Below are 12,364 nucleotides of genomic sequence, written 5' to 3'. Positions count from 1 at the left end.
GTTCTTCTTTTGTTGAGCCCGAGCGAGCCTCTTCGATGCGAACAGACAGGTATTTGAATGATTGATCTTGACGCCCTGCTGGCGCCCACCAGCGATGCCCCACCGTGCGGTGAGGATCTGACGTACGACGCCGAGTTTCTCGCCTTGGAAAACGCCGCGAACGGCAAGCCGGAGCAGCAATTTGGCGAGACCGTGATCCCGGCGGAACCGCCGGACTGGCGTGAAGTGGAGAAACGCTCCACTGCGCTTCTGTCCCGCACCAAAGACATCCGGGTGGTGGCGAAGCTGTCCCATGCCTTGACCAACACACAGGGCGTGCGCGGCATGTCCCAGGGCGTGCAGTTGATGTCGGCCATGTTCAGCCAGCATTGGGATCACCTCCATCCGCTGCCGGAAGACGGCGATCACTTCATGCGGATGAATGCGGTGGCTTCGCTGAACGACGTGACCGGACAACTGCGGGATATTCGCCAACAAGATTTCTTGCGGTCTGCTGCGGGTGCGATCAATGTCCGGGACGCGGAAGCACTGGCACGCGGCACGGCAGCCGACGGCACCATCAAGATGTCGCTGGATCAGTTGCGTGGCGCCGTGTTCGATGCGTGGCGGCAGGGCAACGAAACGCTTCGCGCATGGGTTGTGGCCAGCGAGGCTTTCGAGTCGATGCAAGCCATCTTCCGTGATCGGCTCGACGCGGATCAACGACCTGATCTGGAGCAGATTCGCGGCGTGTTCAGCGTGCTTCGCGATCTGATTCCCAAGGATGCCGATGCTGCCGCGCCGGTGTCGGACGCGGTGGAAGAGGCGGGGGGCGTACCTGTTGAAACTCCTCTGGCTACTGCATCCAACCAGGGATTTGCGCTGCGCACGCGGTCCGATGCCGTGTCGCGCCTGATGGAGATTGCTGAATTTCTGGAACGCACGGAGCCCACCAATCCTGCTCCCTTGCTGATCCGAAGGGCCGTGCGACTGATGGGCCTGGACTTTCTTGACATTCTTCGTGAACTGTCTCCAGACAGCGTGGCCCAAGTAGAAAATATCACTGGCGTGAAGAGCCCTCTGTAAACGTTTTGTAGCATCTAAGCGCGAAGGGCTGGAGATACTTGCGGGACGGTGAGTCGTGCGGATACTGCAGCCTGTCCAAAGTTCCATTCATGGGTTTGAGCCTGAATCTGCGCACCATCTCTGCGGTATGTTCCGGTAGCGGGGTGGTGATCCAGCCGACCAAGAACGGTGATGCGGCGTGCCTAAAGAAATGGGCGTTCCATTTTGTTATGAATTTGTAAGTTGGTGTTGTTGCGAAGTCGTTGTAATTGCGATGCCTTCACAAGACCCTACGCTCACGTTTTATAAATCCTAGGAAAAGAGAAGTTACATCATGACACTGAGCAAAACGGGCAAGAGTGGTCAGAAATTCATCGCTCGCAATCGCGCGCCCCGGGTCCAGATCGAATACGACGTGGAAATCTACGGCTCTGAAAAGAAAGTGCAGATCCCGTTTGTGATGGGCGTGATGGCCGACTTGTCCGGCAAGCCTGTCGAAGCTTTGCCGGAGATTGCCGACCGCAAATTCCTGGAAATCGACATCGATAATTTCGATGCGCGGATGAAGTCCATTAAGCCCCGCGTCTCTTTCAACGTGCCCAACACCCTGACTGGCGATGGCCGCCTGCACATCGAGCTCACGTTCGACAGCATGGAGGATTTTTCGCCCGCGGCCATCGCCCGCAAGGTCGGTGCACTCAACTCCATGCTGGAGGCTCGCACTCAGTTGCACAACCTGCTTTCGTACATGGACGGCAAGCAAGGGGCCGAAGAATTGATCAGCAAGGTCTTGAAGGATCCGGCATTGCTCAAATCGCTCGCTGCCATGCCCAAGCCGGCCGACAGCGCTGAACCATCGACGGACGTGAAATAAGCGAGGAGTGACCCGACCATGAACGCACGCCAAATGGAAGCGGCACCAGCCGCCCAGACACTCGAAGGCAACGAATTCGCGTCGTTGCTGCAAAAAGAATTCAAGCCCAAGACCGATCAGGCACGCGAGGCCGTCGAAGCCGCGGTACAGACCTTGGCCCAGCAGGCCCTGGCGGCCTCCGCCACGCTGTCGGATGACGCCTATCAAACGGTGCAGGCGATCATTGCGGAAATCGACCGCAAGCTGTCCGAACAGGTGAACCAGATCATTCACCACAGCGAATTCCAGCAACTGGAAGGGGCATGGCGCGGTCTGCACCATCTGGTCCACAACACCGAAGTGGACGAGATGCTCAAGATCCGCGTGATGAACATCTCCAAGAAGGAACTGCATCGCAACATGCGGCGCTACAAGGGGGTGGGCTGGGATCAGAGTCCCATCTTCAAGAAGGTGTACGAAGAGGAGTACGGTCAGTTCGGTGGCGAGCCCTTCGGCTGCCTGGTGGGCGACTACCACTTCGACCACAGCCCGACCGATGTGGAATTGCTGGGCGAACTGGCCAAGGTGTCTGCCGCGGCGCATTGCCCCTTCATTTCCGGCGCCTCGCCCGCCATGATGCAGATGGAATCCTGGCAGGAACTGGCCAATCCCCGCGACCTGACGAAGATCTTCACCAACACCGAGTACGCCGCCTGGCGCAGCCTGCGCGAGTCCGATGATTCGAAATACATCGGCTTGGCCATGCCGCGTTTCCTGGCGCGGCTTCCGTACGGCGCCAAGACCAACCCGGTGGACGAATTCGATTTCGAAGAGGAAACAGCCAGCGGCGATCACAGCAAGTATTGCTGGGCCAACTCGGCCTATGCGATGGCCGTGAACATCAACCGCTCGTTCAAGTACTACGGCTGGTGCACATCCATCCGCGGAGTCGAGTCCGGCGGCGCGGTGGACAACCTGCCTGCCCACACCTTCCCGACGGATGATGGTGGCGTGGACATGAAGTGCCCGACCGAAATCGCCATCAGCGACCGCCGCGAAGCGGAACTCGCCAAGAACGGCTTCATGCCCCTGGTGCACCGCAAGAACTCCGATGTGGCCGCATTCATCGGTGCGCAGTCGCTGAACAAGCCGGCCGAGTACTACGACGCCGATGCCACGGCCAATGCCAATCTGTCCGCGCGCCTGCCCTACATGTTCGCCTGCTGCCGCTTTGCGCACTACCTCAAGTGCATCGTGCGCGACAAGATCGGCTCGTTCAAGGAGCGTTCCGACATGGAGCTGTGGCTGAACGACTGGATCATGAATTACGTCGATGGCGATCCCGCCAATTCTTCGCAGGAAACCAAGGCCCGCAAGCCGCTGGCGGCTGCCGAAGTGCAAGTGGAAGAGGTTGAGGGCAACCCGGGGTACTACACCTCCAAGTTCTTCCTGCGCCCGCACTATCAGCTCGAAGGCCTGACCGTTTCGCTGCGCCTGGTTTCCAAGCTGCCGTCGGTCAAGCAAGCCGGCAACTGATCCAGCGCTGTAGAGGGCAGGCGTCGGGGGTCATGACTCCCTCGCCTGTCGAACCATCGCAGCGCTGACTTTCGAAGGGCGCAAACCAAGGGGTGCCTGTCATGGCATCTGCCTTGGTCTTGCGCTGGCATCCTGCAGGGAGGGTGCATCGGCGGCGCTGTCTTCATGCCCCCTTTCGTTCAAGGTCCCACCCATCCCATGATCTTTGATTCCAAGCTTCCGTTGGATACGCAGCTAAGTTCTTTGAAGGAGGCGATTCGCAAGGATCCGGCGGATGCGTCTCTGCGCGTTTACTACTTCCAGATGCTGGTGCTGTTCGGCGAGTGGCAGAAGGCGCTCGACCAGTTGCAGATCTGCGCGCAACTGGACAGCAAGACGGCGCCGATGGCCAAGGCCTATCGCGAGGTGATTCTTTGCGAAGTGGCTCGGCGGGACGTGTTCGCCGGCCGGCGCACGCCGCAGATTCTGGGGGACCCACCGGCCTGGCTGGGCTGGATGGTCGAGGCGCTCCAGTGCGCGGCGGACGGGCAGGCCGAAAAGGCCGCCGAATTGCGCAGCAGTGCCTTCGACGAGGCGCCTGCTTCGCCGGGTGAACTGGACGGAACCCCCTTCGAGTGGCTGGCGGATTCCGATGCGCGGCTGGGCCCGGTCTGCGAGTTGTATGCCAACGGCGGGTACTACTGGGTTCCTTTCACCGCGATCCAGCAGATCAACTTCGAAAAACCGCAGGACTTGCGCGATCTGGTCTGGTCAGCCTGCGAGGTGACGCTGGTCAACGGCGGGCAGATGCTCGGCTTCATTCCCACCCGGTACCCGGGCTCGGAAAGCGTGGCGTTCGATGGCGTGCGCTTGTCCCGCACCACCGAGTGGAGCGATCTGGGGCAGGAACAGGTGGCTGGCCTCGGCCAGCGCGTGTGGATTTCCGAGCAGGCAGACCATGCGCTGCTGGACGTGCGCCGCATCAAGTTCACGGCCGAATCGACCCAGGGCTGATCCGATCCATGGCGACCACGCGCCCCAATGACAACTTCGGCAACGGAAAGGACCGCCTGCAGCCGGCCCTGCTGGACCGCCTGACGGACCACGAGCCCAGCAAGCGCACCGAGCGTGCCGATGCCGTCTATGTCACCGAGGCCCGCCTGCGCCAGGCCTTGTTGCGGGATCTGAACTGGTTGCTCAACGCTTCGGATGCGACCTCGCACATCGACTTCGAAGGCCTTCCCGAGGCAGAACGGTCGGTGATCAACTTCGGCATGACGCCACTGGCAGGCCAGTTGCTGTCCGAGCTGGACTGGAAGGACATCGAGAAAGCCATCCGCAAGTCCATCCTGGCCCACGAGCCCCGCATCCTTCGCGACACGCTGACGGTGGCCCTGGCCCCCTCCAGCAAGCTGTTCAGCCACCACAACACGCTGCAGTTCGAAATCCGCTGCCAGTTCTGGTCCGCGCCTTATCCGATGGAATTGCTGCTCAAGACCAGCCTGGACCTGGAAACCGGGCAGGTGGTCGTCTCTGATTTACGGTGAAGTGATCCAGGCCATGCATATTTGCGCCATCCGACCGGTCCTCCATGTGCCGGAGGGCATGTCCCGATGAATCCTCGCCTGGTCGAGTACTACAACCGAGAACTCAGCTATCTGCGGGAACTGGGTGCCGAATTCGCGGCCGCCTTTCCCAAGGTGGCGGGGCGCCTGTCGCTGCGCGAACTGGAGGTGGCCGACCCTTATGTGGAGCGCCTGCTGGAGGGGTTCAGCTTCCTGACCGCCCGCATCCAGATGAAGATGGATGCGGAGTTTCCCCGGCTCTCCCAGCGCATTCTGGAAATGGTTTGCCCGCACTATCTGGCCCCCACGCCGTCGATGGTGGTGGTGCAGATGGACCCCAGCGCGAGCGAAGGGAGCCTGGCCGATGGCTACACGCTGCCGGTGGGCAGCGTGCTGAGGGCGCGCAAGACGGCGGAGGAGCAGACGCCGTGCGACTTCCGCACCGGGCACGAGCTTACTTTGTGGCCAATCGATCTCACCCAGGCCCGTCTCGGCGGCCCGCCGCTGGATCTGCCGCTGTCGCGGCTGCGCCTGCCCGAAGAGCCAGCGGCACACCTGCGCATCGACTTGTCCACCCGTGGAGCGCTGCGGTTTTGCGACCTGCGCCTGGACCGGCTGGAGGTGCACATCTCGGCAGGCGATGCGGTGGCATCGCATCTGCAGGAGCTGATCCACGAGTCGCTGATCGGCATCGTGGTGCACGATGCGCAGGACCCCTCGCGGGTCTGGGCCCACCTGCCGGCCGACGCCCTGCAGGCAGAAGGCTACGAGCAGTCGCAGGCCCTGCTGCCGTACTCGCACCGCAGCTTCCAGGGGCACCGGCTGCTCCATGAGTATTTCGCGTTCCCGGCGCGGTTCCGGTTCTTCTCGATTCGCGGGCTGCAAACCGCACTGGCCAAGGCCGAGACCAAGGCCGTTGCGATCACCTTGCTGCTGCGCCGTGCCCAGCCTGCGCTGGAAGCCCAGGTGGATCGGCACAAGTTCCTGCTGCACTGCGTGCCCGCGATCAACCTGTTCGAACGCCCGGCCGACCGCATCCATGTGGCGCCGAACGTCAACGAATACCACGTGGTGCCCGATCGCACCCGCCCTCGCGATTTCGAGGTCTACAGCGTTCTGGGCGTGACCGGCCACCGCGAGGGTCAGCTCAACGACCGCGAGTTCGTGCCGTTGTTTTCTTCCATCCATGGCATCCGGTCCAGCGACCAGGCCTACTTTGCCGCGCGCAGGGAGCCTCGCCTGTTTTCGGAGCATGCGGCGCGCTTCGGCCCCCGAACACAGTACCTGGGCAGCGAGGTGTTCATCTCCCTCGTGGATCAGCGGGAAGCCCCGTTTTCGGACGATCTCAAGCAGCTGAGCGTGCGCACCCTGTGCACCAACCGCGACCTGCCGTTGCTGATGGGCGGGCGCAGCAGCGAGGGCGACTTCACCACGGTGGAATCCGTGCCGGTGGACCGCGTTCGCACTGTCGCGGGCCCCACGCGGCCCACGTCCAGCGTGGCCGAGAACGAGATCACCTGGCGCCTCATCTCGCACCTGTCCCTGAACTACCTGGCGATGACCGACCTGTCGGAAGAAGAGGGCGCGGCCACGCTGCGCGATCTGCTGCGGCTGTACCTCGACCTGGGCGACAAGGACCTGTCCGGCCAGGTCTCCAGCATCAAGGGCGTGGGCATTTCCGCCATCACCCGCCGCCTGCCTCAGCATGGGCAACTGGTCTATGGCCGTGGCGTGGGGGTCTCGGTCGGCGTGGACGAAAGCTCCCTGGCCGGTGTCAGCCCCTGGCCGCTGATGGCCGTCCTGGAGCGCTTCTTCGCGCGGCACGTGGGAGTGAACAGCTACACCGAACTGGCCCTCGATTCGCGCCAGCGCGGCCGCATCGCGCAGTGGCGCGTGCGGCCTGGCCAAAGGCCCTGCACATGAGCCGTTTGCCCACGCTCGACGCGGGCGACGCCCGGCAGGCGCGGATTGCACGGCCGGCGAGCGAGGCCGGGGTGGCGCTCTTTTGGCAGAAGCTGAAAGATAACCCGCACGAATTCGATCTGTTCTTCACGTTGCGGCTGCTGCAGGCCCGCCAGCCCGAGTTTCCCCGGTTCGGCCGGGCACTGCGGCCCCAGGGCGAGTCCCTGCGCCTGGGCCAGGACCCGTCTCTGGCCTTTGCGCCGGCGACCCTCGCGGAGGTCCTGCCCGCTGTGGCGGGCCAGCCAGAGCGGCTGATGGTGTGGAATTTCGGGCTCTACGGGCCCAACGGGCCGATGCCCACACACCTCACGGAATACGTGCGCGAGCGCCTGAGGCAGTACGACGACCCGACGCTGGCGCGCTTCTCGGACATCTTCCACCACCGGCTCTTGCTGTTGTTCTTTCGGGCCTGGTCGGACCCGCAGCCGACCACCTCGCTGGACCGGGCGGGCGACGATTCCTTCGGCCGGCACGTGCGCAGCCTGGTGGGGCTGGGCGAGCCCACACAGCGGTCCCGCGACGCGGTGCCGGACCACGCCAAGCAGTACATGGCGGGCCACCTCACCCGCTGGACGCGCAACCCGGAAGGCCTGACGGCGGCCATTCGCCTGTATTTCGGCGTGCCGGTGGAGTTGATCGAATACGCGCTGCACTACCTGGAACTCGAACCCCGCCAGCAGACGCGGCTGTCGCGCAATGCCTGCAATTCACAACTGGGCGTGGACACCGTGGTCGGAAGCCGGGTGCCCGATGCACAGAGCAAATTCCGGTTGCGGATCGGGCCGCTCACGCTGGCGCAGTACGAACGCTTCCTGCCTTCAGGCGAAGACTTCCAGGCGCTGGTGGACTGGGTGCGCAACTACCTGGGTATCGAGTTCGCGTGGGACTTCGAGCTGGTGCTGCGCCGCGAAGACGTGCCCCCCTGCCAGCTCGGCGGCGCCACGCGGCTGGGGTGGACGACATGGTCCCTGTCGGCGCCCGCCACCCGCGATCCGGACGACTTCCGCCTGGACCCCGAGCACTGGCTGACCCTGCGCAAGGGCGCTGCCCGCCGCGCCACCTCGCCACCCACATCCGCGCACGCCTGATGCGCTCCCTTTTTAAAAACTGACTCACCGAGGTCCCATGTCTGAAATTAGCCGGCAAGCCCTTTTCGGAAAATTGAATCCCCTGCTGTTCAAGTCGCTGGAAAGCGCTACGGTGTTCTGCAAGCTGCGCGGCAACCCGTATGTCGAGCTGGTGCACTGGCTGCACCAACTGCTGCAGGAAACCGATTCCGATCTGGTGCGCGTGTTCCGGCACTTCGAGATCGATGCCGAAAAGCTCGCGGCCGACGTGCTGCAGAGCCTGGACCGTCTTCCTCGCGGGGCCACCTCGATCAGCGATTTCTCGGCCCAGATCGAGACCGCCATCGAGCGCGGCTGGGTCTATGCCACGCTGATGTTCGGCGAGTCCCAGATCCGCAGTGCCTACTGGCTCTCCGGCATGGTGCGCACGCGTGCCCTGGCCAATGAATTGCGGGCCATCTCCAGCGAACTGGGCCGCTTGACGGAGCCGGCCTTGAGCGACGCGTTCGCGCGGCTGCTGCCCGATTCGCCGGAATCGCGCCTGGGCGCGGCAGACGGTTCCGGCCTCTCGGGCGTGCCCGGCGAGGCCAGTGGTGCCACAGGCCCGGCCGGCACGGGGCGTGGCGAGGCGTTGCAGAAATACACGGTCGATCTGACCGAGCGCGCGCGCCAGCAAGAGCTGGACCCCGTCACCGGGCGCGACGAAGAAGTCCGCCAGATGGTCGACATCCTGATGCGCCGCCGCCAGAACAACCCGATCCTCGTCGGTGAGGCTGGCGTGGGCAAGACGGCCGTGGTCGAAGGCCTGGCGCTGCGCATCGCGGCGGGCGATGTACCGCCGCCGCTCAAGGACGTGCAGCTGCGCGTCGTGGACATCGGCCTGCTGCAGGCCGGCGCCAGCATGAAGGGCGAGTTCGAGAACCGCCTGCGGGCCCTGCTGGACGAGGTGCAGGCCAGCACGGCGCCCATCGTGCTCTTCATTGACGAGGTCCATACGCTGATCGGCGCGGGGGGGCAGGCCGGCACGGGCGATGCGGCCAACCTGCTCAAGCCGGCGCTTGCGCGCGGCGTGCTGCGCACCATCGGCGCCACCACCTGGGCCGAGTACAAAAAGTACATCGAGAAAGACCCGGCGCTCACCCGGCGCTTCCAGCTCGTGCAGATCCACGAGCCGGACGAAGCCAAGGCCGTGCTCATGCTGCGTGGCGTGGCCGCCAAGCTGGAAGGCCACCACCGCGTGCGCATCGGCGACGACGCGGTGGCCGCCGCGGTCAGCTTGTCGCACCGCTACATTCCCTCGCGGCAATTGCCCGACAAGGCGGTGAGCCTGCTGGACACCGCCTGCTCGCGCGTGGCGATGGGCCTGCATGCCACCCCGGCGCGCCTGGAGGCCGTGATCCGGCAACTGGAGTCGCTGGCGGTCGAAAAGGACATCGTGCAGCGCGAACTGGACCTGGGCGTGGGCGAGACCGAACGCTTCGATGAAATCAATGCGTCGCTGGCGCGGCTGGAGGCGGAGCATGAGGTGCTCAAGGCCCGCTTCGAAAGCGAAAAGGCCATGGTGCAGCAGATCGTGGACGCGGAGGCTGCCGTGCTGTCCCGCCGCGTGGCCAAGGAGGCCGCGGCACAAGCTGCGCCGCCCGCCGAAAGCGCCGCGCAGGGCGGCACCGTGGCACCCGCCGATGCGCAGGGGCCGGCCGATTCGGCACCTGCGCCAGCGCAGGGCGATGGGGCGGACCCCGCGGCTGTCCACCAGTTGAGCGGCCTGCGCGGTGAACTGCTGCGCATGCAGGGCGAGGACCCACTGCTGCAGCCCGTGGTCGATGCCAGCGTGGTGGCCGCCGTGGTGGCGGAGTGGACCGGCATTCCGGTGGGCCGCATGGTGCGCGACGAAGTCAAATCGGTGCTCACCCTGGCGGACACGCTGGAAAAGCGGGTGATCGGCCAGCGGCACGGCCTGGAGGCCATCACGCGGCGCATCCAGACCGCCCGCGCGCAGCTGGACAACCCGGGCAAGCCCATCGGCGTGTTCCTGCTGGCAGGTCCGTCGGGCGTCGGCAAGACCGAGACCGCGCTTTCGCTCGCCGAGGCGCTGTATGGTGGCGAGCAGAACCTCATCACCATCAACATGAGCGAGTTCCAGGAAGCGCACACGGTCTCGACCCTGAAGGGGGCGCCGCCCGGCTACGTGGGCTACGGCGAAGGCGGTGTGCTGACCGAGGCCGTGCGCCGCCGCCCCTACAGCGTGGTGCTGCTCGATGAGATCGAGAAGGCCCACCCCGACGTGCACGAGCTGTTCTTCCAGGTGTTCGACAAGGGTTGGATGGAAGACGGGGAAGGTCGCTACATCGACTTCAAGAACACGGTGATCATCCTGACCTCCAACGTGGGTTCGGAACTGATCGCCGGCATGTGCCGCGACCCCGATCTGGTGCCGCCGCCCGAGGCGCTTGCCAAGGCCGTGCGCCAGCCGCTGCTCGAAAAGTTTCCGGCCGCGCTACTGGGCCGGCTGGTGGTGGTGCCGTACTTCCCCATCTCCGACGCGATGCTGGACCAGATCATCCGCCTGCAGCTGCAGCGCATCCAGACGCGCATCCTGGAGCGGCACAACGCGCAGTTCACGTTCGACGAGGCCGCGGTGCAGCTGATTCGCCAGCGTTGCAGCGAGGTCGAATCCGGCGCGCGCATGGTGGACGGCATCATCACGCAGAACCTGCTGCCGCGCCTGGCCATGCAGTTCCTGCAATCGTCCGTGGACGCGCACGTGATCCGCCAGATCCAGCTCAGCGCATCGGACAGCGATTTCGAGATCGTGTTCGGTTGATGCCGACGATCCATGGCCCCTGGCGCAGGGGCCATGGAGGCTGGCGCCGGCCCCAGGGCTGCCGGCAAGGGCGAGGGAATGATGCTGGCGGCAGGCGCTCACACGCCGGTGAAGGCCGCGCGGCATTTGCAGTCTGCAAAGGACGCCGTTCATTCGTTCGAACGGATGCATTCATCGCAAAAAAAGCCTGGCTACGCGAGCACGCCCGTTGGCTGGCAAAAAACGACCCGTCGGACGGAGAGTCCGGGAGTCGCCCCACGATGAAACCGGTTGGGGGCTGACCGGGCTTGGCGGTGGATTCTGAGAAGAAGCCACCGAAGGCCCTGGTCAACGATTGACGCCAGTGTATCATTAAATGAGAATGGTTATCAATCAAATATGCCGCGATCGCAGCGGCACCTCAGCAGTTCACTGCGGGTCGAGCAGGGGCGCAGCCCGATGCGCCGCGCTGGACATCGGGCTCGTCCCGCATCGGTTTGAAAAAGGGAGCGCAGATGACCGCCACGCCGTTGGAAGATCTCATTGAGAAACACCGGGTCCTTCTGGACGGGTATGGGCGGGCGCAGATTCGCTGCAGCCGCCTGCTGGCCATGCAGGCCACCGAGATCGAGCGTCTGCAGGCCCAGGCCATCCGCCTGCGGGCACGGGCCATCGTGGCCGAGACGGCGCTGGCATTCGCCCGCGAGGAAGCCGCCGAAGGGAACGCCGCTGCGCTCCAATGCCCGGCTCGGCGGCGCGCCATGGGCCGGCAGATCGAAGCCCTGGGGCAGCGCATTCATGAGCTGATGCGCGAGGTGCTGCACTGGCAGTGGCGGGCCGCACGCTCCCATCACACCATGCCTGTGCCTGCCATGGCGTTGCGGGCGGTGGCGAGTGAAACGCTATCGGCCCCGCCAGGGGCCATGCGGTCCGTGGTCTGCATTGCGCCGGATGCCGCGGGCAGCCTGATCGCGCAGCCGGTGGGCCGCAAGCCGGAAGCGGCGGTGGAAGAAAGCGCCGCCGCATTGTCCGGCGGAAATGCGGCGCTGGAAGCCAGCCTGATCGCCGCCGACTTCGTCATCTGCCAGACCGGCTGCGTCGGCCATGACGACTATTGGCGGGTGCAGGACCACTGCAAGCGCACGGGCAAACCGTGCGTGCTGGTGGACCAGCCACAGGTCGTTCAGATCATGCGAGGGCTGGCGCATCCGCAGGATGAGCCTGTGCCGCAGCGGTAGGCCGGCAGCCCGCGCACCGCGGGCTTCGACCGCGCGTGGCCATTAGCGGCTGACAATCGATTGCTATTAAATTTATAGCAATATGCCCTAGTCGATCATGCCTGAGGCAGCTTTTGACCATGGGCCCCTTTGCCGCGCGTCAGGCCATGGTCATCAGCTGGCATTGCCGCCCGCCGCTGCGGTGTTCACGCTCAGGGCGCGTTCAATCACCAGCCGCTCCAGCGGCACCACCGTGGTTCCCGCTGCCAGCGTGGTAATGCCCACGATGGGGCCCGGCCGCTGTGCCATCTGCTGGCACAGTGCCGCCAGTGCTTCGG

Annotated in this window: 9 protein-coding genes; all 9 read left to right on the top strand. The window is 64.6% G+C overall.

Translation table 11 applies throughout. From position 1 onward, the window contains the following. Positions 1–57 precede the first annotated feature (57 nt). Positions 58–1,065, top strand: coding sequence for a type VI secretion system protein TssA (gene tssA, locus AC27IQ_RS04270; RefSeq protein WP_487088463.1), 1,008 nt, complete (start codon positions 58–60; stop codon positions 1,063–1,065). A 313-nt stretch (positions 1,066–1,378) separates the two neighbouring features. Then, complete coding sequence (gene tssB / locus AC27IQ_RS04265) at positions 1,379–1,918, top strand: type VI secretion system contractile sheath small subunit (protein WP_272563859.1); 540 nt, start codon at positions 1,379–1,381, stop codon at positions 1,916–1,918. A gap of 18 nt (positions 1,919–1,936) precedes the next feature. Further along, positions 1,937–3,433, top strand: coding sequence for a type VI secretion system contractile sheath large subunit (gene tssC, locus AC27IQ_RS04260; protein ID WP_272563858.1), 1,497 nt, complete (start codon positions 1,937–1,939; stop codon positions 3,431–3,433). A 198-nt stretch (positions 3,434–3,631) separates the two neighbouring features. Then, positions 3,632–4,426 (top strand): type VI secretion system accessory protein TagJ, encoded by a 795-nt coding sequence (locus AC27IQ_RS04255; RefSeq protein WP_487088460.1) that lies wholly within the window; start codon positions 3,632–3,634, stop codon positions 4,424–4,426. Between the two features lie 8 nt (positions 4,427–4,434). After that, positions 4,435–4,959, top strand: a complete 525-nt coding sequence (gene tssE / locus AC27IQ_RS04250; protein WP_272552281.1) for a type VI secretion system baseplate subunit TssE — start codon at positions 4,435–4,437, stop codon at positions 4,957–4,959. 66 nt (positions 4,960–5,025) lie between these two features. Further along, entirely contained in the window at positions 5,026–6,900 is a 1,875-nt protein-coding gene (tssF, locus tag AC27IQ_RS04245) for a type VI secretion system baseplate subunit TssF (RefSeq protein ID WP_487088458.1), read from the top strand. Then, positions 6,897–8,027, top strand: a complete 1,131-nt coding sequence (gene tssG / locus AC27IQ_RS04240) for a type VI secretion system baseplate subunit TssG (protein WP_487088456.1) — start codon at positions 6,897–6,899, stop codon at positions 8,025–8,027. The genes tssF and tssG overlap by 4 nt, the downstream gene beginning before the upstream one ends. A gap of 37 nt (positions 8,028–8,064) precedes the next feature. Further along, a complete protein-coding gene (gene tssH / locus AC27IQ_RS04235) occupies positions 8,065–10,830 on the top strand; it encodes a type VI secretion system ATPase TssH (RefSeq protein WP_487088454.1) in 2,766 nt (921 codons plus the stop codon). 494 nt (positions 10,831–11,324) lie between these two features. After that, complete coding sequence (locus AC27IQ_RS04230) at positions 11,325–12,047, top strand: DUF2325 domain-containing protein (RefSeq protein ID WP_487088452.1); 723 nt, start codon at positions 11,325–11,327, stop codon at positions 12,045–12,047. The last annotated feature ends 317 nt before the right edge of the window (positions 12,048–12,364 follow it).

It is taken from the genome of Acidovorax sp. KPB24-07, from assembly GCF_057543315.1.
This window is presented reverse-complemented; position numbering and strand designations above follow the sequence as displayed.